Here is a 22,959-nt window from a genome sequence, read left to right as displayed (position 1 = left end):
CAAAATGAAGAAGCTTCTCATCTCTCTCGCCATCACAACCCTCGCAGGATGCGCAACCTACAAACCCATCCCCGAGAACTACGCAGGCCCAATTGCCACAGTCGTCGACAGCGGTCAATCTGAAGATTCAACCAAGGCCCAAATTTTTGCCCTCACTGAAATTGATGGCCACGGCATTCGCGACAGTTTCGGCACCAGCCATCAGGCCAGCTATGGCCAAGGGGCATCGTTGCGCTTGGAAATCACCGAACGGCAAGTTCCTGCGCATGCGATGAAGGTGAAGATTCGCGGCAGCCACGCCACCGGCGCGCCCATCCATGAGCTTGCGAGCCGCGCCGCAGGCACCTTCTTCGAAGTGGAAGGCGTGGTCGATTTCAACCCGCAAGCCGACAAGCGCTACAAGGTGGTCGGCACACTGTCCAAGCGCGATTCGGCCGTCTGGATCGAGGATGAGGCCACTCATCAACCTGTGACTCAAAAGGTCTTGAATCAGCACTGACTGGCGCACCCATGCGAACCAAACTATGGATGGCCGTTGCCCTGTCGGCCAGCTTGACTGCTTGCATGACGCCACCGACGGCGTATGTCACGCACCAATTCCAGACAATCCGGCCCGATCAAATCGCAGCAGCTCAACAGCCACTGCGCCTCCAGGTGGTGACCCGTCGGTTCCGGGGTGACAAGCTCTATGACGATGTCAGCCCATGGGTGTACTCAGGGGCGGTTCAGGCACTGGACAGCTCACGCGTGATCCAGCCTTCACCCCAAGGCGAGGACGGCAAGATTCTGGTTGTGGTCAAGGAGCTTGACGCGACGGCCGGCGACACAGCCAGTGGGGTTGGCAAAGGCATCCTGATGGGGCTGACCTTGGGCGCCATCGGCAGTACAGCAACGGGTGAGTTCGACATCTCCCTTGAGATCACCACCAATGGCAAGACCATCGCTCATGCCCCCGTGCGTGTTGATGTGAGCATTCGCATGGGCAGCGCTTCGGTTCCACCGGGGCTGCAAACCTACCGCGATGCCAACGATGCGCTTAAGCAGGCACTGTCTGACGCCATCCTTTGGGCGATCTGGGATATGCAGCAAAAGGGCGTGCTCTAGGCACCATTCGCGCGAGGCACATGTCTGTGAAACTTTCTAGACCACTCATCGCTGTGCTGCTCTTTTTGGCGGTGGCGCTTGCGCTGGCCTTCAACAGCTACGGCCTTGGTCGCATGGCCAAAGCGCAGTCTCACTATGCTTTAGCAAGAAGCCTCTTTGGCATTGCCGCGTGGATGGGAGACGGCCGTGCACAGAACAACCTGGCTGGGCTTTTCGCTGAAGGTCTTGGTGGCCCTCCTGACTACCAGGCGGCGGCCAAGTGGTTCCAAGAAGCTTCAAATGCGGGCGTGGTGGAAGCCAAGTTCAACCTCTCGAACTTCTATGAATCCGGCACGGGCGTGCCGCGGGATACGGGCAAAGCCATTGCGCTGCTGGAAGAGGCTGCCGCCATGGGCGATGTCCTGGCGGCATTCAACGCGGGCAAGCTTCTTTCTGAAGATCGGAGCGATTCCCCGAAGGATATTCCACGCGCCATTCGCTGGTATCGCCAATCAGCGGACGCCGGCTACGCCTCAGCACAATACAACCTGGGTTGCATCTATGCGCAAGGTGTTGGCGTGCCAAGAGATTGGTCAGCCGCCGGCGCGTGGTTCGCCAAGGCAGCTGCACAAGGGCATACAAAGGCCCAAATGGATCTTGGGACCATGCTTGCCTCGGGCACAGGCGATACGCATGATTTCGCCCAGGGGATATCGCTGTTGAACAAAGCAGCCGGCGATCCAAAGATTTCCACGGAAGTGAAACGGCGCTATGTGGCTGTGTGCATTGCCGCTCGTGAGGCCTCAGACATTGAATGGTGCGCGAGCCATGGCTTGAGCGCCAACTCCTCGAAACTACCCAGTTAACTGGCTTGTTACGGATGCGCTCGGCTGCCAAACCACCGATTTGAAGGGCACTTTGCATGCTATCCCGGTTGTCGTGAAATAGATCCCATCCACCAAATCTGCGAAACTGTCACCTGTGAACATTGATTTCACACCCCACCTGTCAACCAGGGTCTCCAGCTTTATGAAATCGACCCCCAGGCGCTACATCGAGCTGTCGCAGCTCGGCCCTTACCCCGCCACGCCCCAGATCGCGTACGAATGCGGCACCTGTGGTGATGTGGTGCCGTCGGCGCCGCCCGAGTCTGCCGCGTGTCAATGCGGCAACATCATCGTGGACGCAGCCTCAAGCTGTGTCACGCTGGGCGAACTGGCCGCAGTCAAGGCCTTCTACACCCAGCCCTGACGATCCATCAAGAACCGTGGGTTCAGCGCCCATCGGCGCTGGCGCGTCGAGCAGTGGCGGGGCCCTTGTCACCAGCAGGCGTGTTCACGCCACGGTCATCTTGATGAAGCACATCGAATCCAGAATTGTTGAGCTGCTGCGCTCATCCTCCGCAGCGCCCCTGCCCGGTGGCGTGATCAAGTGCGAGGCCGCAGACGGCGTCGTGGGCTTCAAAGGGCCGGCGGTGAAGGGCCCCAAGGGCGATTCCCTGTCGTCCTTGCTGGCCGAGTTGCGTGAGGCCTCTGAGGCCACGCCGCAGGGCCCCTGGTACCGCTGCAACATCGTGCAGGACGGCCCGCACATCCGCTTTGATTATTTCTGGGAAAGCACGCCCTTCACGTCCATCAAGGACGTGGAGCCAGACCTGAATGGCAAGGTGCCCAGCTTCGTGTTCGAGCGCCGCTTTGACCAGCGCCTGATCGACGAGATCTCGGACTTTGATGTCGACAACGGCCTGCTGTTCTATGTGCCGGCGCGTGCCCGGCTTGGGCAAGCCATCTCGGCGCCCTTGCTGGAGGTCTACGCCACGTTTGAATGGCAGTCTGACGTGAACAACGGGGCGCTGGGCCAGTACTTTTCGCGCAGCACAGACCCGCTCACGGGCATGGACCGCCTGCCGCTTTATGGCCACGCCTACAAGGGCCTCCAGCGCATCGGGCATGAGCAGGCAGCCAAGCTGTTTGCCGAAGCGGTGGCGCTGTTTGCGCACTTCTACCCCAAGGTGGAAGAAGCGCGGGCCTTGTTGGGTATCCCTGCTGTGCCGCGGCAGGAGGAGTCCGACATCATGGACCGCTTCTTTGCATTGGAGCCCACACTGGGCCCGGCGCGCGTGGCCTATATGCGGGCCCACATGGCCGAGCTAGAGCAGCACGATGCCGAGGCTGCGCAGCCAGTACCCCAGGCGCCTTCACCCGCACCGGCCAGCGACCCGCTTGATGCGGCCTCGCAGGCCTACCAGGCCGAGTTGGCCCGGCTCACCAGCTGTGCGGCGGTGTACGAGCCTGTGCTGGGCGCCTGGCCCGTCGCCATCGAGAGCGCAGCCCAGTTGCAGGCGCTGCGCCAGCGCTGGCAAAACGACATCAACCAGTTCATCGTGCTGTACCAGGCGCACCCCGGCAAGATTGAACCCAAGCTCTTGCTGGCAGACATGCTGCGCATGGGGCACAACATCGATGTGCCGCAAACCGCGCAGCAGGCCGATACCGTGCTCAACGAGGTCTTCCGCCTGGAGGAGTTCAATGTGCCCGCCATGTTGTGCCGCGCCCGGATGTATGTGTCCCTGCACCCCAGCGTGATGCCGGAGGCCGAGCGCCTGTTCAAGATGGTGCTGGCGCGCTCAGGCCCTGCGGTGGACGCGGGCGTGCACAAGGGGCTGGGCTTTGCCTGCCTGCACCAGCAGAAGCTGGATGAAGCCATGCGGCACTTCGAGCACTACCTCAGCCTGGTGCCCGCCGACACGAAGGCCGCCGAGTTGCTGACCAAGCTGAAGGCCGGCGAGCGTGGGCAGACGGTACAGGTGGCGGCTGGCCGGCCGGCGGTGGCACCGACCGCATCGCCCCCGCCAGGCCGCAACAAGCCTTGGTGGAAGCTCTGGTGATCAGTTGACGAATGGTGAGGGCGGCCCCGTCAGTCTGAGCTACACCTTCACCTCGTCTGGCATCACCTTGTTCACCACCAGCCTGCCCGAGCCAATCAGGCAGCGCTGCGGGGTAGCCTGAGCGTGAAGGCCGAGCCCTCGCCGGGCCGGCTTTCAACCAGCAACTCACCGCCCATCAACTCGGTCAGCACTTTGCTCAGCGCCAGGCCCACGCCGGTGCCTTCCACGCTCGTGGCCTCGGCACCCAGCCGGTCGAACGGGGTGAACAGCCTGGTCTGTTGCTCAGCCGTCAAGCCGATGCCGGTGTCTTCCACCCGGATCTCGATGTGCGTCTCGCTGCGGTGGGCCGACACAGTCACGCGCCCGTTGGGGCGGTTGTATTTGATGGCGTTGGACAGCAGGTTGTTGATGACCTGCTGGGTCCGCATCGGGTCTGCCAGAACCTGCAAGACCTCGCGCGGCCCCAGGCAGTTGACCAGCTCCACGTGCATTGCGTCGGCCATGGGCCCGAAGTGCAGCACGCTGGCCTCCACCACGGGCGTGAGGTTCATGGACATGTGCGCCACGGTGATGCGCCCCAGTTCCGCACCAGACAGGTCCAGCATGTCGTCCACCAATTCCACCATGTGCTGGCCGCATTGCAGGATGACCTCGCTGCGCTGCCGCTGGGTGGCGTCGAGGTTCGGGTCCATCAGGTTGAGCTGGGTGTAGCCCATGATGCCGTTGAGCGGGGTGCGCAACTCGTGGCTCACGCGTGAGAGCAGCATGGTCTTGTTGCGGTTGGCGGCCAGGGCCACGTCGCGCTGCACGCGTGCCTCCTGCACGTGGTGCCGTTCGGTGATCTCCATCAGGGTGCCGCACAGTTTGAAGATCTGGCCTTGCGGGTCGCGCACGGCCAGGCCGCGTGCCTCTACCCACCCCGTGCTGCCATCGGGCTTGAGGTACTCCAGCTCCAGCAGGTAGGGCTCGCCCGTCTGGAGCGTGTGCTCGATCTGCCGGGTCAGCCGGGCCCAGCTTTCAGGGGTGTATAGGCGGTCGCTTTCGGCGTAGTCCGGCAGGGGCTCCGAAGGGTCGAAGCCAAAGATGCGGTACATCTCGTCAGACCAGCGTGCGATGTTGGGCCCCAGCTCCCATTCCCAACTGCCGATCTGGCCCAGCCGTTGCGCCTCGCGCAGGGCGGTCTCGCTCTGGCGAAGGCGATCGTAGGCGCGCTCTTGCTCCGCAGCCTGGGCCCGCAGGGCCGCTTCGGCCTCCTTGAGCTTGGTGACTTCGGTGACGTGGCTCATGAAACCCACCACCTCGCCGTTGACGATGTCGGGGATGTAGGTGGCCAGGCTATGGCGCTGGATGCCGTCCTTCCCCGGTACGACGCGCTCGAATAGTTGCTCTTCGCCTCGGAGCGCTCCCCGTATATAGGGCTCGTTGAGCGCGAAGAGCTCCGGGCCGAGCAGGTTTTGAATGCGGGTGCCAATCAGGCTCTCCGGGTCCACGCCAAACCACTTTTCGTAGGCCTTGTTGGCGAAGCGGCAACGCAGGTCGGCGCCCCAGTAAGCCAGCATGGCGGGCACGTGGTCCACCAGCATGCGCATGAAGTCTGGCACCTCGCGGCGCGCGGCATCGTCTGGCTTGGGTTGGGGTGGCTCCGCAACAGGCATCTCGATACTCCCGGGGGCACGGCCATCCGGCCCATTTTGCACACCCTTGGTGCGTTGCGCCACCCCAAGAATGTGTCCTAAATACCCTCATTCCGGTCTTTGATGGCCTGTGGCCTTGAGCTGACGCAGAATGGGTGCCAGCACCCCCAAGGAGACCCGTCATGGCCATCCAGCACGCCACATCCGGCCAGCCCATTGCCCTCTTTGGCGCCCCAGGGCAATCCGCCTCGGCGCAAACCATCGCGCTGTTCAAGACGGACCACCTGGAGGTCATCCGCCTGGTGCTGCCCAAGGGCAAGGCCTTCCCGCCGCACAAGGTGGCGGGCGACATCACTGTGCAATGCCTGGCCGGCCGCATCGCGTTCACGATGGAAGAAGACGACAGCGATGAGGCGCAGCGCCAGGAGCTGTCAGCCGGCGAGATGCTGTACCTGGCCGGCGGCGTGCGCCACGGGTTGGTGGGGCTGGATGACGCCACGGTGCTGGTTACCATCGTGCTCCACACCTGATCAATCAAGAAAGACGCAGCATGGGGCTGTTCAGCCCTGTCCACGCAGTTGACCGAGATGTTCGCCGAGTAAAACACCCCAATGTATTGGGTACAGTTGAACAGACGCAGGCATAAAAAAGGGAAACAGCGTGCACCTCACCAAGGGCTTCATTTTCGTTCTGGCCATGTTGTCGGCCAGCCCCTCCATGGCCCAAGCGATGCAAGGCGCGCCAGGCCAGGCCAACGGGCGGGCTGAGCCAGGCCCAGCGCTTGACCCGCACGTCAAACTGGCCGCCGAGCAATATGCCGAGCTGGAGAAGGACTACGCGCCCTTGCTGAGCGCCTACCTGGCAGGAACGGCGTCGGAAGACGACCTCGCACCGAAGTTCGCCGCGTTGGCCAGCACGCCAGGGCTGGAGGACAGGCTTGACGTGTGGGTGAATGCCTACCCGGCCTCATACCCGGCGCGTCTGGCCAGAGGGCTGTATCGGGTCGCTGCTGCATGGCGGCTGCGCGGTGACAGGTTTGTCGACAAGACAACGGACAACCAGCTCAAGGGGTTCACCGATGGGCTGAACCAGGCTACCGCCGACCTCAATGCGTCGATCAAGTTGTATGCCCGGCCCGTATGGAGCTACACGGCGCTCATCATGGTTTACAGAGGGCAGGGGGCCAACCTGGATGACGCCAGGCGGCTGCTAGACAAGGCTTTGAAGATCGACCCGCAGGCATATGGACCACGGATGGAATATCAAATCATGCTGACCCCGAAATGGGGTGGCAGTGTTGATTTGCTGGAGAGCTTTGCCAAGGAGTGCAACCAGTCCGCCATGAGCAAGAAGAACAAGGAGCGGATCGAGGCCAGGCACCATGCCTACGTGGCCGAGGCCGCGCAGCTGGAGCGAGACTACAAGCGAGCCTCTGACGAATACTTCAAGGCGTATGAGATCGAGCGCGAGCCACGCAGGCTGTTGCAATCGGGCCAGTCAGCCCAGGATGGCAGCTTGATGGACCTGGCCTTTCAGCGCTTCGACGCGCTGGTCAAAGCGCATCCGCAATACCCGTTTGGCTACAACAAGCGCGGTGGGATGTATGAGAGCCAGTTCAAGAACGATGAGAAGGCGTTCAAGGACTATATGGCTGCCGCAGAGCTGGGCAACAGTTTTGCGCAAAATCGCGTTGGCTGGTGGTACATGACCGGCAAGCATGTGGCCAAGGACTACGAACGGGCCGAACTGTTTTTCCGGCGCGCCGCCGATCAGAGGAACGAGACCGCCATCGCCAACCTGGCGAGCTTGAAGGCCTTGCGCAAGACCGCCGCTGCCACGCCCTGAGTATGGAATGGCCCTGGCTGACCTCCTGTTGCGAGCGGGCGGCCCTGGTGGCTTAGCATGGCGCCATGCAACCCTACCTCGCCCCCAGCACCTACATCGACTTTGATCACCCCGCCGTGGCCGCCCAGGCTGCGGCCCTGGCTGAAGGGCTTGAGGGCTCGCCACTGGCTTTGGTCAAACGCTGCTTCGAGTTCGTGCGCGACGAGATCCGGCACAGCGCAGACTTCCAGCTCAACCCCGTGACCTGCAAGGCCTCGGACGTGCTGCTGCACCGCACGGGCTATTGCTACGCCAAGAGCCACCTGCTGGCCGCGCTGCTGCGGGCCCATGGCATCCCCACAGGGCTGTGCTACCAGCGCCTGTCGGTGGGCGACAAGGGCGCGCCGTATTGCCTGCACGGGCTCAATGCCGTCTACCTGCCCGATATCGGTTGGTACCGCGTGGATGCGCGGGGCAATAAGCCCGGCGTCAACGCCCAGTTCACGCCCCCGCAAGAGGCGCTGGCCTTTGCCCTGCAAGACCCGATGGAGCGCGACCTGCCCGAGATCTGGGCCGAGCCCCTGCCGGTGGTGGTGCAAGCGCTGCTGGCGTATGACGATGTGGGCCAGGTCTTGCGCCACCTGCCGGATGTGCCTTTGCTGGCCGCTTCGGCCGCTTGAGGGGCGCACATGGTGATCATCATTGTGGGCGCCGGCAAGCTGGCACAGGAGTTGTTGGGCTTCTTCGCGCACCAGGGCACGCACCAGGTGCTGCCTTGGGCCGAGCTGGGCGGGGCCTTGCACACCGGGGCGGTGCTGGTGCATGCCGGCTCGGGGCGTGAGCTGGATGCGGCCATCAGCTACTGCATGCAGACGCAGTCCACCCTGGTGGAGCTGGCCACGGGCACCGGCATCGAGCAGCGCGCGCTGGGTTTCCCGGTGGTGCTGTGCCCCAACACCAATATCCTCATGCTCAAGGTCATGGCGATGCTGGCCAGCCATGGGCCGCGGTTGGCGGGCTACACGCGCCAGCTCACCGAGTCACACCAGGCGGGCAAGTCGTCCACGCCCGGCACCGCCGTGGAGCTGGCCGAGGCCGTGGGCTTGCAGCGCGATGACATCGTCTCGGTGCGGGACCCCGCCGAGCAGCAAGACCACCTGCACATCCCCGCCGAGCACCTGAGCCGGCATGCCTTCCACCGCCTGGTGATCGAAGACGGCCTCAGCAGCATGACGCTGGAGACGCGTGTGTTCGGCCCCGCGCCGTATGCCCAGGGGCTGGCCCACATCGTGGACGCCATTGGCGCGCACCGCCTGGAGAACCGGCTCTACAAGGTCACCGAGTTCATCGAGAACGATTGGTTGTAACTAGGGATAGCCGGCGCACCTGATTTCGATTGCAATGCGGCCATCGGCAGGAGGCCCCATGTGCGAAGTCTTTGGCCCGTTGGTGATTGACAAGGACAAGCTCGAGCTGGTGAAGCTGGTGATCAGCGTCATCAGCCTGATCAGCTTGATCGGGATCTTCGCAGCCTTGCTGTCCATGCGGGTCACGGTCTGCAATCAGCTGTACGCGCGTTGGCAAGCGCTGCTGTTCAAGCTGGCCGATGTGGTGCAGGAGCATGCCACCCTGAAAACGGCCTACACCCGTGACCTGCCTGCCCGGACCAAGGCCCACTACATTGCCGTGGCCTACATCAACCTGTTCGAAGAAGCCTACCGTTACCGGCATGCGCGCTTCGCCTTTGTGTGGCGCGTTCTGCCCGAGCCGTTCTGGGACTCGATCGTCCGGTCCATGACCAAGCAGTTCTCCAGCTACCTGTACTTCAGGACCTTCTGGGCCACCGAGAAGGACAGCTTCTCGGACGACTTCAATGCCTTCGTCCAGGCTGAAATCATCCCCAAGTGCCCTCGCTCCAACGAGGGCTGAGCGCGCGGCCACTGGCGCACCCTCGCTCACTCCACGATCTGCACACCCTGCCCAAAGGCCACGCGGCCCTTGATCTCTTGCGCCGCCTCGGTGGGCTCGGGGTAGTACCAGACGGCATCTGGCTTCATGTCGCCATTGGCCAGCAGGCTCATGTAGTGGGCCTGCCCCTTCCAGATGCAGCTGGTGCGGTGGTTGCTGAAGGTGGTGTAGACCTTGTTGAGCGAATGCTCGGGGAAGTAGTGGTTGCCTTCCACGGTGACGATGTCATCGCTCTCGGCCACGGTCACGCCGTTCCAGATCGCTTTCATGCGGGGTCCTCTTTGTTGCTGGGGTCGATGCCGAATCATCGCACCACAGCGCAGGCATGGCCATGGTGAAATACGCTTCAACTTCACTCACACAGGATGACGCCATGACATCGACTGCACGCCTTTCCAGGCTCCTCAAGGTGGCCGCCGTGTTCGGCCTGGGTTTTGCCACGGCCCTGGTCGCGCAGACCTTCACGGACTCGCCCCAGCGTGTCGAGCTCAAGCGTGCAGACCTGTCTGGCGCACCAGGCATGGAGGTGATTGCCTCCACCGCCGAGTACAAGGTGGGCGACAGCATCGAGCGCCACGTCCATCACGGCGTGGAGGTGGCCTATGTGCTGCAGGGCGCCTCGATCCAGGTGCCAGGCAAGGACCCCGCCACGCTCGCGGCCGGCACGACTTTGCTCAACCTGCGCGACATCCGGCACGGGGGCTTCAAGGTGGTGGGTGAGGTGCCGCTCAAGCTGTTCACGGTGCACGTGGTCGACAAGGGCCAGCCTTTGTACGACTACACGAAGTGATCACCTGCCTGGGAGCGCCCTGACGTGCACCGTCCTCACCCTTTTGCCTGCCAGGTCGTCTTCCTGGACGCCGGTACCTTGCCTTGCGGCCTGCCGTTCGCGCAACATCTCGACGCGAGCTTGCTGGCCCACCTGGCCTACCAGGCTCATGAACGCACCGCCCCAGCCGAGGTGGCCGCGCGCATCGCCCAGGCCGAGGTGGTGGTGACCAACAAGGTGCGCCTGGGTGCCGAGTTGCTGGCGCAGGCGCCGCAGCTCCAACGCATCTGCATCGCCGCGGCAGGCATGGACAACGTGGACCTGCAGGCCGCGCGCAGCCTGGGCATCACCGTGCACAACGTGCCCGACTATGGCAGCGATTCGGTGGCCGAGCACGTGATGGCCACGCTGCTGGCGCTGCGCCGGCACCTGGCCGAGTACAGCCGCGCCGCCATTGACGGGCGCTGGTCGGCCTCGCCGCATTTTTGCTGGCACGGGCCGCGCATCCAGCCCGTGGGGGGCTCGACGCTGGGCATCGTGGGGCGCGGGCGCATCGGGCAGGCCACGGCACGGCTGGCGCAAGGCCTGGGCATGCGCGTGCTGTTTGCGCAGCGCCCGGGGCGTGAGGCAGCTGATGACGAGCGCCCGTTGGACGATCTGCTGGCGCAGTGCGATGCCGTCAGCCTGCATGTGCCGCTCATCCCGGATACGCGCGGCCTGATTGACGCCCGGCGCCTGGCCTTGATGAAGCCCGATGCCGTGCTGATCAACACCGGCCGCGGCGCCCTGGTGGACCCGCATGCCCTGGTCGCGGCGTTGCGCGCACAGCGCCTGGCCGGTGCCGCCATGGACGTGCTGGAGGTGGAGCCCCCACCGCCTGATCACCCGTTGCTGGCACCGGGCATCCCCAACCTGCTGCTGACACCGCATGTGGCCTGGGCCAGCGAGCAGGCACAGCAACGCCTGGCATCGCGCCTGGCCGAGCAGGTGGCGCAGCACCTGCGTGAGCGGGTCTCGTTGGCCCCCACCAGCCCACCGGGTGCCGCATGACGCCGCCCGAGTTGCTGCGCCATCTCTACAGCGTGGCCGTGGCCCGCGCCCACCCGGCTGTGGTGCTGCCGGCGCACCTGCCTGCGCCGCCCCAAGGCCGCACGGTGGTGATCGGTGCGGGCAAGGCCAGCGGCGCCATGGCCCGCGCGCTCGATGCCGCCTGGCCTGCAGACCGGCCCTTGAGCGGCACCGTGGTCACGCGTTATGGCCATGTGCCGCCATGGGCACCGGGGCAGGCGCCCCCGCGCATCACCGTGCTGGAGGCTGCCCACCCAGTGCCCGACGAGGCGGGCCTGCATGCCACCCATGCCATCGTGGCCGCGCTGCAAGGCCTCACGGCCGATGACCTCGTCATCGCCTTGATGTCCGGTGGTGGCTCGGCCCTGCTCACGCTGCCCTTGCCGGGCTGGGCCCTGTTCGACGAGCAGGATCTGCACCGCCAGCTCTTGCGTTGTGGCGCGTCCATCACCGAGGTCAACACGGTGCGCCGCCACCTGTCTGCCATCAAGGGTGGGCGTCTGGCCGGCCTGTGCGGGCCCGCACCCATGCTGACCCTGGCCATCTCCGACGTGCCCGGCGACCGCCTGGAAGACATCGCCAGCGGCCCCACCGTGCCCGACCCAACCACCTGTGCCGATGCCCTGGCCGTGATCGACCGCTACGGGCTGGCCTTGCCCGCTGCCCTCATCCAGCAGTTGCGGCGCGGCGAGCTGGAAACGCCCAAGCCCGGCGACCCGGTGTTTGCGCAGCACAGCGCCCGCCTGATCGCCACGCCGCAGGACATGCTGGAGGCTGCCGCACAGGCCGCCCGGGAAGCCGGCTTGCAAGCCCACATCCTGAGCGACCGCATGGAAGGCGAGGCCCGCGATGTGGGCCACCTGCACGCCGCCTTGGGCCTGCAGGTGGCCCGCCATCAACAGCCCTTCAAGCCGCCTTGCGTGTTGCTCTCGGGTGGCGAGACCACGGTCACGCTGGATGCCATCGCGCAGCAAACCGGCAGCGGCGGGCGGTGTTCAGAGCTGATGCTCAGTGCCGCCCTGGCCTTGCAAGGCGAGCCTGGCGTGTGGATGCTGGCTGCGGACACCGATGGCATCGATGGCCACAGCGAGGCCGCAGGGGCCGTCATCACACCCGACACCTTGACGCGTGCACAAGCTCGGGGCCTGGATGCCCGCGCCATGCTGCATGCCCATGATTCGGGCCGTTTTTTCGAGGCCTTGGGTGACTGCCTGATGCCCGGGCCCACGTTCACCAATGTGAACGATTTCCGCGCCGTGTTGATCAGCTGAGGCGAGCAGGTAAGGCGAGCGGCCGGCCTCCCTAGGATTCATCCGATCCTAGGGATACCGGCCGCACCGGCATCGGCACACATTGCAGTCTCCATTGACTCGTGCCCGATTGGAGGCCTGCCATGACCGCTCAACCCTATGTCCACCCGACGCTGTATCAACTGGCCGGCTCCGGCTTGCAAATCACTTATGCCACCAGTGGCATTGATGGCCGTCCGCATCTGCAGTACCACGACAGCCAGCACAACCAGAACTTCATTGGCGACCAGATCCGCAGCACGGCGTGCGACCTGGGTACGCTGGTGAGCGTCACCCTGTTGCTCACGGTGGATTCAGGCTCCACCTCGTTCAGCCTCTTGATCCCCAGGGTCAATCTGCAGTCTGGCGAGATCGGGCAGGTCAGCACCGAAGGCATCCTGACGGTGCACCGCTTCTCGGTGGTGCCCGTGTTCAACCATGGTCAGCTGGACCACTACACCGTGAACCGCCTGCACGGCACGGCGCGACACGTGCTGTTCTGAAGCTGGCCCGCGTCAGGAAGGACGCGTCAGGACGGGAACACCAGGCGCCTGCCCAACTGGCGCAGCGGCGGGCTCTGGGCGTAGAGCTTTTCAGGGTCCACGTAGTTGGACTTCATCACGTACTGGCGCATCTTGTCCATGGACTGGCGCGGTATGGTCGTCACGACCATGTTGGCCAGGCCCATGGGGATCGCGCCACCCGGGTCGCCATGGCCTTCCAGCTCGACGGCCGTGCGCGTGGCCGACAAGGGCCGCAGCGTCCACGAGGACTTCAGGTTGGGCATGCGCACGTGCTCGGCCTGAGGCGGCAAGATGCCATCCTTGCTTTCAACGTCCACATAGATGGCCAGGGTGTCGGGGTCTTGCCTGACCTTCACATGGGCCACCACATCGCGTGAGCGCACCGGCCAGATGCCGTTGATGGCCATGTACACGTAGGCATCATTGGGGCCTTGCCCCTGAAGGAAGCGTGCCTCGCGCAGCAGAAAGAACCACTCGTGCATGGTGGAGACATCGGCCAGCGTGGCCACCACCTGCTTGATGGGCGCGTTGATCTCCATCACGCCCTTGAAGTCCTTGAGCGGGTTGCCCGGCAGCTGGCGGGTGTAGATGGCAATGCCATTGCTGTCGCCGTCCAGCGTCCACACGCTCTGGTCTGCCCGCGCCGAAAAGGGCGTCAACAGGGGCGCCAGCATCAGGCAAGCCAGCAGGATGTGAAAAATCGCCTCAAAAGGACGGGTGAACCGTTGTGCGCGTGTCATGCCCTCATTAACGCCGGAGTTGCCCTGCCGGGTTGAGCGTGTTTTCCCCAGTTCAGGCGCGGGTGTCGGTCGGCGCGGCCCTTCTGCGTCGAATCCTGCTCAAAGAAACCGGGGTGATCCCCAGATACCGGGCCAGGTCCTTTTGCGGCACGCGCTGGGCCAGGTTGCCATCACGCGCAACGAAGGCGGCATAACGCTCCTCCGGGCTGAGCGTGAGCAGATCGTGCTCGCGCCATTCTTTGCGGATGGCGTAGTCCTTCCAGCCGTTGAGCAAGGCTGTGCGCCACAGGGGGTCAGCCTGGGCGGTTTGCTCGATCCAGGCGTAGTCCAGGCGTTCAAGCTCGCAGGGCTCGATGGCGGCGCAGGCATAGCTGCACACGCCGCCCGGTGACATGGCTGTCACGCTGCCAAAGAAGGCGCCCTCGGCCATGAAGTCCTGCACCCACTCATCGCCTTGCGCCGTGCGGTAGAGCAGCTTCACGCAGCCGCGCCTGATCACGTACAGATAGGGATGCGGCTGCCCCATCTCGAACAGCACCTCGTCTTTGCCCAGCGACACGATGCGCACGTGCGCCAGCGTATCGGCAGGCAGCGTCACCGCCTGACCGGCCAGTGCGCACAATACATCGGCGCAATGCAAACCCTGCTTATCCATTGTTAATGACAGCTGTTCAATCGGTGCCGATCATGCCGTCTTTCACCGATAAAACATGAGGAGATGAGCATGAGCGTGGCGATGTTGGAAACCGGGCTGGGCATGTGGGGGGCGTATGCCGGGCCCTGTCTGATGTACCTGGCCTGGGGGGCCTTGCTGCTGTTCGGTTTGCCGCTGCTGCTGTGGCCGCTGCGCTGGGCTCGCCTGTTGGGCTGGGCCTCGACGCCCCAAGACCACCTGGCCATTTACTTCGGGCGCACGCTGGGCATGGTCACCTGTGCGATGTCCATCGCCGCCTTGATGGCGGTGAATCACCCCTCGCTGTGGCCTCTGCTCTACAACCTGAACATCATGATTTTTCTGGCCAACACGGGTGTGCATGCCTGGGGGGCGATCAAGCGCATCCAGCCCATGGCCGAGACCTGGGAGATCCCATACTGGTTCGCCTTGGCGGCGGTGCAATATCTGTTCTATCCGGCCACGCACTGGACCTGGGGCTGACCCGCTCTGGGCGCTGGTGGGGCAGAGTCAATAGAATCACGGCTTGGCCCCTGCCCACCAACTGACACAAGGCACCCTTCCATGTCGCGCACCTTCCGCATCGCCCCCAGCATCCTGTCCGCCGACTTTGCCCGCCTGGGCGAGGAGGTTCGCAACGTGATCGACGCGGGTGCGGACTGGATCCACTTCGACGTGATGGACAACCACTACGTGCCCAACCTGACCTTCGGGCCCATGGTGTGCCAGGCCCTGCGCAAGCACTCGGTCAAGGCCGACGGCACCAAGGTGCCCATCGACGTGCACCTGATGGTGCAGCCCGTTGACGCCCTGGCCCAGGCCTTTGCCAAGTCCGGTGCCGACGTCATCACCTTCCACCCCGACGCCAGCGCCCATGTGGACCGCACGCTGCAGCTGATCAAGGCCGAAGGCTGCCAGGCCGGCCTGGTGTTCAACCCCGCCATGCCCATCGACGTGCTGGAGTGGGTGATCGACAAGGTGGACGTGGTGCTCTTGATGAGCGTGAACCCCGGCTTTGGTGGCCAGAGCTTCATCGACAGCGCACTGCGCAAGGCCGAGAAGGTGCGCAAGCTCATTGACGCCTCCGGCCGCGACATCCGCCTGGAAATCGACGGCGGGATCAAGGTCGACAACATCCGCCGCGTGGCCGATGCCGGTGTGGACACCTTCGTGGCGGGCAGCGCCATCTTCGGTCAGCCCAGCTACAAGGCGGTGATTGACGCAATGCGCGAGGAACTGGCCAAGGCCGCTTGATCGAGTCCGCCAGTCGCCGGGGCATCACCATTCGATACAAACCCGGCGGCATCCCCGCTATGCTTGGCTCATCATGCCCAGCTTTACCCGCCCCATCTCATCCCGCCTGCCCCAGGTCGGCACCACCATCTTCACGGTGATGTCGGCCTTGGCGCAGCAGCATGGCGCCATCAACCTGTCGCAGGGCTTCCCGGACTTTGACGCGCCCGCCGACCTGCTGGCCTTGTTGAACGACGCGACCAAGGCCGGCCACAACCAGTACGCTCCCATGACGGGCGTGCCGGTGCTGCGCGAGGCGATCGCGGCCAAGGTGAACACGCTGTACGGCGCGAGCTACGACGTGGCCGACGAGATCACGGTCACCGCCGGGGCCACGCAGGCCATCTTCACGGCCGTGGCGGCCATGGTGCACCCGGGCGACGAGGTCATCGTGTTCACGCCGGTGTACGACAGTTATGGGCCGGCCATCGAGCTGCAAGGCGGCAAGGTGGTCTACGCCGACCTGACCCTGCCCGACTACCGGCCTGACTGGGCCAAGGTCCAGGCGCTGATCACGCCGCGCACGCGCATGATCATCATCAACTCGCCGCACAACCCCACCGGCACGGTGTGGACCGCCGATGACATGGCCGCGCTCGAAGCCCTGGTCAAAGGCACCGACATCGTCATCGTCAGCGACGAGGTCTACGAGCACATGGTGTTCGACAACGCCCGCCACGAAAGCGTGCTGCGCTACCCCGGCCTGGCCGAGCGCAGCTTCGTGGTGTCGAGCTTCGGCAAGACCTATCACATCACCGGCTGGAAGGTGGCCTACTGCCTGGCCCCGCGCGAGCTGATGGCCGAGTTCCGCAAGGCGCACCAGTTCATCGTGTTCACGGTGCATGCGCCCTCGCAGTACGCGCTGGCCGAGTTCATGAAGCGCCCGGGCTGGTACGAGCAACTCAAGGCCCTGTACCAGGGCAAGCGCGACATCTTCAGGCAGGCGCTGGGCGGCTCACGTTTTGAGCTGTTGCCTTGCCAGGGCACCTACTTCCAGTGCGTCAAGTACAGCGCCATCAGTGAAGAAGGCGACCGCGCCTTTGTGGAGCGCCTCACGCGCGAGCATGGCGTGGCGGCCATCCCCGTGTCGGCCTTCTACCCCAAGGGCGACGACCACGGCGTGATCCGCTTCTGTTTTGCCAAGTCAGCGGCCACACTGGAGAAGGCGCTGGAGCGGCTGATCAAGCTGTGAGGGTCTTTGTGGCCTCAAGACGACGCCGCCGGTTGATGCACGACATGAATCGCCGAAAGGGACGCAATCCGTTACATCCCTTGCGCTGATCGGGGTGGGGCGATGTCCGCATGCCCTGAAAATGCCTGATTCCGGTCATGTCAGGGACGTCATACAAGCCATGAAAGCTGTTCTTCGTTTTGCCGCCTCGGCGGCCTGCGTGCTGGCCACCTTGGCCCAGCCTGCATACGCCGCCCAGAAGTTCTGCGTGTTCGACTTCCTGGGTGCCTCGGGGGACATGTTCAACCTGGCCAAGGACTACGCCGTGGCCATGCAGCGCTATGGCGTGGACTTCGAGTTGCGCGGCTTCAACAACGAGGCGCTGGCCGCCGAAGAGTTCCGCAAGGGCAACTGCGACGCCATGGTGGCCACGGCCTTTCGCACGCGCCAGTTCAACTCGGTGTCGGCGTCCATCGATTCGCTGGGCTCTACCACCATCTTGCGCAACGGCCGGGTGGACATGGGGGCCACGTACGAAGTGCTGCGCAAGCTGATCCAGACCTACGCGGCGCCCTCGCCCCAGGTGAGCAAGCTGATGACGCAGGGGGAGTATGAAATCGGCGGCATCGCACCTGCTGGTGCGGCCTACCCCTTCGTCAACGACCGCAAGCTCAGCTCGATCGAGGCGCTGGCCGGCAAACGCATCTCGGCCTTCGATTACGACAAGGCCCAGGCCGCGATGATCCAGCGCATCCATGCCGTGCCGGTGTCCACCGACATCTCGAACTTCCACCTCAAGTTCAACGCCGGCCAGCTCGACATGATGGCCGCGCCCACCATGGCCTACAAGCCACTGGAGTTGCAAAAGGGCATGGGCAGCAAGGGCGGGGTCACGCGTTTCCCGTTGCTGATCGTGTCCTACCAGATGGTCTTCAAGCGGGACAAGTTCCCTGAAGGCTTTGGCGAAAAATCGCGAGAGTTCTGGATGAGCCAGTTCGACCGTGTGCTGCAGATCATCCGCACGGCCGACTCCACCATCCCGCCCATGGCCTGGATCGACATCGAGCCCGAGGACGCGGTCAAGTACACGCTGCTCTTGCGCGAGTCGCGGGTGCAGCTGGCCCAGCAAGGCCTGTATGACAAGCGCGGCCTCAAGGTCATCAAGCGCATTCGCTGCCATGTGAACCCGGCTGACCCGGAGTGCGCCACCAAGTCGGAAGAAGACTGGAAATAGGCCTTGGGCCGTGGGCTCGCCGCCATCAAAGGGTTTGTGGCGAGTCTTCAGTATTTAACGAGCATCAATAATTCGGGCTTCCTTTGCTGCCTTTGGCGCAGCGTGTTTGACAGGGAGCCCGATATGCACCGACCCGCGCGTTTTCTGACCGCCTCGACATTGGCCTTGGCGGCGGCGTCCTCCATGGCCGCTCAGAAATTGTGTGTTTTTGATTTTCTGGGGACTTCGGGAGATGCCTACGGCATGTCCAAGGACTACGCCGTGGCCATGCAGCGCTCGGGTGTGGACCTCGAACTCAAGGCCTACACCAGCGAGGCCGTGGCCACTGAAGATTTCCGTGCCGGCGTGTGTGATGCCGTCATGGCCACAGCCTTTCGCACGAGGCAGTTCAACGCGGTGGCCGCCTCCAGCGATTCGCTGGGCGCCACCACGATCGTGCGCAAGGGCACCATCGACATGGCGGGCACCTACGAGGTCCTGCGCAAGCTGATCCAGACCTATTCCACGCCCTCGCCCCTGGTCACCAAGCTGATGGTGCAGGGCGATTACGAGGTGGGTGGCATCCTGCCCATCGGGCCGGCCTACCCCTTCGTCAACGACCGCAGGCTGAGCTCGGTCGAGGCCCTGGCCGGCAAGCGCATTGCGGCCTTCGACTATGACAAGGCGCAGGCGGTGATGATCCAGCGCATTGGCGCGCAGCCCGTGTCGGCCGATGTGAGCAACCTGCACACCAAGTTCAACAATGGCCTGGTGGACATGATTGCCGTGCCCACGCTGGCCTACAAGCCGCTGGAGCTGCATAAGGGCCTGGGCACCAAGGGTGGCGTGGACCGCTTCCCCATCATGGTGGTGACCTACCAGTCGATCTTCCGGCGCAGCCGCTTCCCAGAAGGCTTTGGCGACGCCTCACGCGCTTACTGGCTGGCCCAGTTCGACCGCGTGCTGCAGCTGGTCAAGACGGGAGACGCGTCCATCCCGCCTGCGCAGTGGGTGGACATCGGCCCCGAAGAGGCCGTCAAGTACACGCTGATGCTGCGCGAAGCGCGCATCGACCTGGCGCAGCAGGGCTTGTACGACAAGCGCGGCCTGCGCGTCATCAAGCGCATCCGCTGCCATGTGAACCCTTCCGACCAGGAGTGCACGACCAAGTCGGAAGAGGAGTGGAAATAACTCAGTTGGCGCCAACGGCCTTGGCGGCATTGAACAGCCACAGGCTCTCGGCGTTGGGTGTGGCGCTCTTGAGGCCACGCAGCAGGCCCACGGTGAGGTTGGACACGGTGGCGCTCAAGGTGCCGCCATTCCAGCCGGTCAGCGTGCTGTTGTTGGCGATGGTCAAGGTGTTGTTGCCGCCAAGGTTGTGGCTGCGCACGGTGCCGCTCTCGCTCCACAGCAGGTAGCTGCTGGGCACTTCACCACCGATGGTCGTGCTGGTGCCGTTGATGACCGTCACCAGGCTGGCGGCGGCACTCAGCGCAGACAGATGATCACTGTTGCCCAGGTCCAGTCGGGTCAGTGCCGAGGTGTCTACGCTCGTGTCCGATTGCTGGCTGATCACCAGCACTTCACCCAAGTGGGCCTGGATGCCCACGCGTGCCATCGAGCCGCTCAAGGCCACATCACGCTTGCTGCCGTCCTTGCCGATGACGGTCAGGGTGTCGCCGCTGTCACGACGGATCACCATGGCCAGCGAACTGGGGGTCATGGCATGGGCGGCAACTTCCGGCACCTCGTCCACCGAGGTGAGGCCCAGGCTGGCCAGCTTCTCGGCGTTCTGCCCGGGCTTGAGGCGCATCAGCACCAGTTCGGCGGCTGCCTGGGGCTCAGGGGTCACGACGGCAATGGCCGCTGCGGGCACGACCCCAGGGATCACGTCCACGTAATAGGTGGCGTCCTCGTCGGTGTGCACCAAGGGGGCTTGACTCATATTGAGCGTGGCCACGGCCGTCGCAGACAGGGTGCTGGTGGACCAGTCCAGGGTGCGAACGTCCGAGCCCACGCGCAGGTAGATCTTGTCCTTGGTGCCGGCCACCTTGCCAAAGAGGGTGACGGAATGGAAGTGGGTCGTGGTCGCGCCGCTGACATCGGTGCTCGTCCAGGTCGGGATGGCGCCGTTGACCACATTGGTCGCTGTCTGCGTGCTGGCATCGATGACCACGAGCTTGTGGTTGGCGTCGATGCCCACAAGGCGGGTGACCAGGCCGGTGCTGTCGCGCAGCACGTCGATGTAGGCCGGGCCCGTGGCCGTGCTCGCATCGCTGGAGGACAGGGCTGTCCTGACGTCGTTGTCTGCCGGCGTGTTGCACAGGCCGTCGGCGCCACCGGTCGTGTAACTCAGGTAGCTCGTCTGGGCGCTGGTATCGCGCTCGACGACCTCGCGCACTTCACATGCATTGGCCTCGTTCGATACCTGGCGCGCCGTGGGCTTGCTCAGCACATTGCCGGCATGCTCCAGCGAGATCTCATAGAGCTTGTGCTGGTAGACGTAGTAGGCCTTGGTCTGGCGGCCGGCCTGGTAGCCGTCAGCGGTGACGGTGAAGGCCTGAGCCACCTTCGCGCTGGTGAGTGGGTCCAGCGCCACGGTGGTGACTTCTGCACCTGTGGTGTCGTCGACCAGGCTCAGCACCGAGGTCACGGTGTCTTCAGCGCCACCAACGCCGGGCGTGGTGGTGCTGCGTACACCGGTGATGTAGCTGCGGGTGTCAGCGCTGTCGGGGTTCAGGCTGCTGGGCGAGGCGCTGGTGGACGCGTTGTCGTCGTCAGGGTACTGGCAACCTGTCATCAACACGCTGGAGGCCAGCAAGGTCAGCAGACTGGATGCAATCGAAAGGCGTCTCAGGGCCATGAAGGGTCTCCTCGGTATCGGTATGGGTTGCAACGACAAAGTCACCGTGACGCCGGTGAGGCGTGCCATGAGGAGCGCGCCTTCTTGTCTCGAAGCGGTGCACCGAAGAAATCGTGATGGAAGTCACAAATATGGCCAGGGCCATTCTGGCCAAGCCTGTCCGAATCGCCTCTTCGGGCTTGCCCTGATACGACGCACGATCCTGTAACCAGATGCGATGGCGGGGGCATCACATGGAATCAAACCCGACAAGCCGGTGCGTGGGGTCAAGTCGTGGCGCAAGCGGGCAAGTCTTGCCGGGTGTGGCTTGTCAAGATCGCGGCTCGTTGTTCACAGCATTTGGAGACAAGACATGGCCGCAGGCAGCAAAGGTTTGCAACTGAGTTTCGCGATCCACGCGATGGTGTACGTGATGGTGATGGCGGGCCTGTGGCGCATCAATGCGACCACCAGCAGCCAGTACGACTGGGCAGGCATCGTGGCCTGGGGTTGGGGCATGGGCCTGGCTGCCCATGGCATGGTGTGGCTGGTGTTCGGGCGCGGCGGCAAAGGCCGCACACGCACTGCACGCTGACGCGCGGGCGCCCGCCCTGTCAGCCCTTGATCACAGCTGGATCAGGCCTGGCCGCCATACAGGCGCGCGGCATGCAGGCCCAGGCCGGTGGCCACCGAGGCCAGGCGGTCGCCGCGCACGGCCTTGGCTTCGGGGAAGGCCGCTTCCAGCTGGTCGGTCAGCAGCTTCAGGCCGGTTGAACCACCGGTGAAGTACAGCGCGTTGATGTCGCTGAGCTGCACGCCGGCTTGCGCCACCGTGTCGCGTGCACAGGCCACGATGCGCCCCAGATCGGGGTTGAGCGCCTTGCCTACCTGGGCGGCGCTCAAGGGGCTGTGCAGGCCTTTTTCAATCAAGGTGAGGTCGATGTCGGTGTCGCCGCCTTGCGAGACGGCGATCTTGGCCGCTTCGGCGCGGCCCACCAGGGCATGGCCCAGGCGCTCCAGCACGACCTTGATCAGGCGCTGGTGCTGCACCGGGTCGCCATAGAAGTCCGCCATGGCGCGCAGCTCGGCCACGCGCTGCGGCTGGTACACCGTGTTGATCAGGTGCCAGGTGGTCAGGTCGAAGTAGACGCGGCTGGGCACGGGGCGCGGGTCCTGGCCCTTGATGCTGGGGCCGAAGCCGCCATAACCCATGGGCGGCATGACGCTGGCCAGCGAGATGTGGCGGTCAAAATCGGTACCGGCGATGTGCACGCCGTGGTTGGCCAGGATGTCTTCGCGACGGTCCAGGCGCTTGGCGCGCTGCGGGCCCACGCGCACCACGGAAAAGTCTGACGTGCCGCCGCCGATGTCGGCCACCAGCACCAGCTCTTCTTTGGTGACGTGCTGTTCGTAGTCGAAGGCCGCGGCAATCGGTTCGAACTGGAAGGACACGTCCTTGAAGCCCACGGCGCGCGCAGCGGCTTCCAGCGAGGCCTGCGCGGCCTTGTCGCGCTCGGGCTCGTCGTCCACGAAGAACACGGGACGGCCCATGACCACGCTGTCCAGGTTCTGGCTGCCGGCCTTTTCGGCCTGGGTGCGCAGGTGGCGCAGGTAGCCGGTGATGACGTCCAGGTACTTCACGCCAAAGCCATGGCCCACCTCGGTGGTCTGGTCAACCAGCGCCGTGCCCAGGATGCTCTTCATGGAGCGCATCAGGCGGCCTTCGTAGCCGTCGATGTAGGCCTGCACGGCGGCGCGGCCAAAGGTGCGCGGCAGGTTGTCGTCAAAGCTGGTGCCACGCCAGGTGCCCGGCGGCAGGTCGTCGGCGTCCGTGCAGTAGAAGACGGCCGTGGGCATGGTCAGGTGCTCGCCTTCCAGGGGCACCAGGCGCATGCCGGGGCCCGCGCTGTCGGTGGCGGCGCGCGCAATGGCAATGGCCGAGTTGGAGGTGCCGAAGTCGATGGCGCAGTAGCTCATGGGC

26 protein-coding genes are annotated in these 22,959 nt (G+C 64.4%); 20 read left to right on the top strand and 6 right to left on the bottom strand.

The features are described from left to right. Nucleotides 1-4 precede the first annotated feature (4 nt). From HY019_RS21090 to HY019_RS21070, 5 genes are all read left to right on the top strand, one after another. Nucleotides 5-499, top strand: coding sequence for a hypothetical protein (locus tag HY019_RS21090; RefSeq protein ID WP_290695925.1), 495 nt, complete (start codon nucleotides 5-7; stop codon nucleotides 497-499). An 11-nt stretch (nucleotides 500-510) separates the two neighbouring features. Continuing rightward, complete coding sequence (locus HY019_RS21085; protein ID WP_290695923.1) at nucleotides 511-1,104, top strand: hypothetical protein; 594 nt, start codon at nucleotides 511-513, stop codon at nucleotides 1,102-1,104. A gap of 20 nt (nucleotides 1,105-1,124) precedes the next feature. Next, a complete protein-coding gene (locus HY019_RS21080) occupies nucleotides 1,125-1,949 on the top strand; it encodes a tetratricopeptide repeat protein (RefSeq protein WP_290695922.1) in 825 nt (274 codons plus the stop codon). A 163-nt stretch (nucleotides 1,950-2,112) separates the two neighbouring features. Then, the gene (locus tag HY019_RS21075; protein WP_290695921.1) at nucleotides 2,113-2,334 is read left to right on the top strand and encodes a hypothetical protein; all 222 of its coding nucleotides are present in this window, start codon (nucleotides 2,113-2,115) and stop codon (nucleotides 2,332-2,334) included. Between the two features lie 103 nt (nucleotides 2,335-2,437). After that, a complete protein-coding gene (locus tag HY019_RS21070) occupies nucleotides 2,438-3,970 on the top strand; it encodes a DUF4375 domain-containing protein (protein ID WP_290695920.1) in 1,533 nt (510 codons plus the stop codon). A 95-nt stretch (nucleotides 3,971-4,065) separates the two neighbouring features. Here the strand turns inward: HY019_RS21070 and HY019_RS21065 are convergent, their stop codons facing one another. Next, a complete protein-coding gene (locus HY019_RS21065; protein ID WP_290695918.1) occupies nucleotides 4,066-5,625 on the bottom strand; it encodes an ATP-binding protein in 1,560 nt (519 codons plus the stop codon). A 161-nt stretch (nucleotides 5,626-5,786) separates the two neighbouring features. Here HY019_RS21065 and HY019_RS21060 point away from each other — a divergent pair, with 161 nt between their 5' ends. The 5 genes from HY019_RS21060 (at nucleotide 5,787) to HY019_RS21040 (ending at nucleotide 9,357) form a co-directional block, all read left to right on the top strand. Continuing rightward, the gene (locus HY019_RS21060; RefSeq protein WP_290695916.1) at nucleotides 5,787-6,134 is read left to right on the top strand and encodes a hypothetical protein; all 348 of its coding nucleotides are present in this window, start codon (nucleotides 5,787-5,789) and stop codon (nucleotides 6,132-6,134) included. A 130-nt stretch (nucleotides 6,135-6,264) separates the two neighbouring features. Continuing rightward, nucleotides 6,265-7,449 carry a DUF4034 domain-containing protein gene (locus HY019_RS21055; protein WP_290695915.1) on the top strand — a complete coding sequence of 395 codons (1,185 nt, stop codon included), beginning with the start codon at nucleotides 6,265-6,267 and terminating at the stop codon, nucleotides 7,447-7,449. Nucleotides 7,450-7,514: 65 nt separating this feature from the next. Beyond that, a complete protein-coding gene (locus HY019_RS21050; RefSeq protein WP_290695914.1) occupies nucleotides 7,515-8,108 on the top strand; it encodes a transglutaminase-like domain-containing protein in 594 nt (197 codons plus the stop codon). A gap of 9 nt (nucleotides 8,109-8,117) precedes the next feature. Next, a complete protein-coding gene (locus HY019_RS21045; RefSeq protein WP_290695913.1) occupies nucleotides 8,118-8,795 on the top strand; it encodes a dihydrodipicolinate reductase C-terminal domain-containing protein in 678 nt (225 codons plus the stop codon). 58 nt (nucleotides 8,796-8,853) lie between these two features. Further along, nucleotides 8,854-9,357: a hypothetical protein gene (locus tag HY019_RS21040; RefSeq protein ID WP_290695912.1), complete on the top strand. Its 504-nt coding sequence runs from the start codon at nucleotides 8,854-8,856 to the stop codon at nucleotides 9,355-9,357. Between the two features lie 26 nt (nucleotides 9,358-9,383). Here the strand turns inward: HY019_RS21040 and HY019_RS21035 are convergent, their stop codons facing one another. Then, entirely contained in the window at nucleotides 9,384-9,665 is a 282-nt protein-coding gene (locus HY019_RS21035) for a DUF427 domain-containing protein (protein WP_290695910.1), read from the bottom strand. 104 nt (nucleotides 9,666-9,769) lie between these two features. Here HY019_RS21035 and HY019_RS21030 point away from each other — a divergent pair, with 104 nt between their 5' ends. The 4 genes from HY019_RS21030 (at nucleotide 9,770) to HY019_RS21015 (ending at nucleotide 13,025) form a co-directional block, all read left to right on the top strand. Further along, on the top strand, nucleotides 9,770-10,186 hold the full coding sequence (locus HY019_RS21030) for a cupin domain-containing protein (protein WP_290695909.1): 417 nt from the start codon (nucleotides 9,770-9,772) through the stop codon (nucleotides 10,184-10,186). Nucleotides 10,187-10,210: 24 nt separating this feature from the next. Beyond that, on the top strand, nucleotides 10,211-11,215 hold the full coding sequence (locus HY019_RS21025) for a D-2-hydroxyacid dehydrogenase (RefSeq protein WP_290695908.1): 1,005 nt from the start codon (nucleotides 10,211-10,213) through the stop codon (nucleotides 11,213-11,215). Further along, the gene (locus tag HY019_RS21020; protein ID WP_290695906.1) at nucleotides 11,212-12,504 is read left to right on the top strand and encodes a glycerate kinase; all 1,293 of its coding nucleotides are present in this window, start codon (nucleotides 11,212-11,214) and stop codon (nucleotides 12,502-12,504) included. The genes HY019_RS21025 and HY019_RS21020 overlap by 4 nt, the downstream gene beginning before the upstream one ends. Before the next feature lie 122 nt (nucleotides 12,505-12,626). Continuing rightward, nucleotides 12,627-13,025 carry a hypothetical protein gene (locus tag HY019_RS21015; RefSeq protein WP_290695904.1) on the top strand — a complete coding sequence of 133 codons (399 nt, stop codon included), beginning with the start codon at nucleotides 12,627-12,629 and terminating at the stop codon, nucleotides 13,023-13,025. Nucleotides 13,026-13,051: 26 nt separating this feature from the next. Here the strand turns inward: HY019_RS21015 and HY019_RS21010 are convergent, their stop codons facing one another. Both HY019_RS21010 and HY019_RS21005 read right to left on the bottom strand, forming a co-directional pair. After that, entirely contained in the window at nucleotides 13,052-13,786 is a 735-nt protein-coding gene (locus HY019_RS21010) for an START domain-containing protein (RefSeq protein WP_290695902.1), read from the bottom strand. Between the two features lie 52 nt (nucleotides 13,787-13,838). Beyond that, nucleotides 13,839-14,441, bottom strand: coding sequence for a Crp/Fnr family transcriptional regulator (locus tag HY019_RS21005; RefSeq protein WP_290695900.1), 603 nt, complete (start codon nucleotides 14,439-14,441; stop codon nucleotides 13,839-13,841). Nucleotides 14,442-14,510: 69 nt separating this feature from the next. Between HY019_RS21005 and HY019_RS21000 the strand changes: the two genes are divergently transcribed. The 5 genes from HY019_RS21000 to HY019_RS20980 all read left to right on the top strand — a co-directional run bounded on the left by HY019_RS21000 (nucleotide 14,511) and on the right by HY019_RS20980 (nucleotide 19,327). Next, nucleotides 14,511-14,942, top strand: a complete 432-nt coding sequence (locus tag HY019_RS21000) for a hypothetical protein (protein ID WP_290695898.1) — start codon at nucleotides 14,511-14,513, stop codon at nucleotides 14,940-14,942. Nucleotides 14,943-15,023: 81 nt separating this feature from the next. Beyond that, nucleotides 15,024-15,713 (top strand): ribulose-phosphate 3-epimerase, encoded by a 690-nt coding sequence (gene rpe, locus HY019_RS20995; protein ID WP_290695896.1) that lies wholly within the window; start codon nucleotides 15,024-15,026, stop codon nucleotides 15,711-15,713. Nucleotides 15,714-15,786: 73 nt separating this feature from the next. Beyond that, entirely contained in the window at nucleotides 15,787-16,944 is a 1,158-nt protein-coding gene (locus HY019_RS20990) for a pyridoxal phosphate-dependent aminotransferase (protein ID WP_290695894.1), read from the top strand. 160 nt (nucleotides 16,945-17,104) lie between these two features. After that, nucleotides 17,105-18,157 carry a putative solute-binding protein gene (locus HY019_RS20985; protein WP_290695892.1) on the top strand — a complete coding sequence of 351 codons (1,053 nt, stop codon included), beginning with the start codon at nucleotides 17,105-17,107 and terminating at the stop codon, nucleotides 18,155-18,157. Nucleotides 18,158-18,280: 123 nt separating this feature from the next. Then, a complete protein-coding gene (locus HY019_RS20980) occupies nucleotides 18,281-19,327 on the top strand; it encodes a putative solute-binding protein (protein WP_290695890.1) in 1,047 nt (348 codons plus the stop codon). A 1-nt stretch (nucleotide 19,328) separates the two neighbouring features. Here HY019_RS20980 and HY019_RS20975 read toward each other — a convergent pair whose 3' ends face one another. Continuing rightward, nucleotides 19,329-20,999, bottom strand: a complete 1,671-nt coding sequence (locus HY019_RS20975) for a hypothetical protein (RefSeq protein WP_290695888.1) — start codon at nucleotides 20,997-20,999, stop codon at nucleotides 19,329-19,331. A gap of 352 nt (nucleotides 21,000-21,351) precedes the next feature. Between HY019_RS20975 and HY019_RS20970 the strand changes: the two genes are divergently transcribed. Continuing rightward, the gene (locus HY019_RS20970) at nucleotides 21,352-21,573 is read left to right on the top strand and encodes a 2TM domain-containing protein (RefSeq protein WP_290695886.1); all 222 of its coding nucleotides are present in this window, start codon (nucleotides 21,352-21,354) and stop codon (nucleotides 21,571-21,573) included. 41 nt (nucleotides 21,574-21,614) lie between these two features. Here the strand turns inward: HY019_RS20970 and HY019_RS20965 are convergent, their stop codons facing one another. Next, the gene (locus HY019_RS20965; RefSeq protein ID WP_290695884.1) at nucleotides 21,615-22,955 is read right to left on the bottom strand and encodes an Hsp70 family protein; all 1,341 of its coding nucleotides are present in this window, start codon (nucleotides 22,953-22,955) and stop codon (nucleotides 21,615-21,617) included. Between the last annotated feature and the right edge of the window lie 4 nt (nucleotides 22,956-22,959).

This window comes from Aquabacterium sp. (assembly GCF_016195855.1).
Lineage (GTDB): Bacteria > Pseudomonadota > Gammaproteobacteria > Burkholderiales > Burkholderiaceae_C > Aquabacterium.
This window is presented reverse-complemented; position numbering and strand designations above follow the sequence as displayed.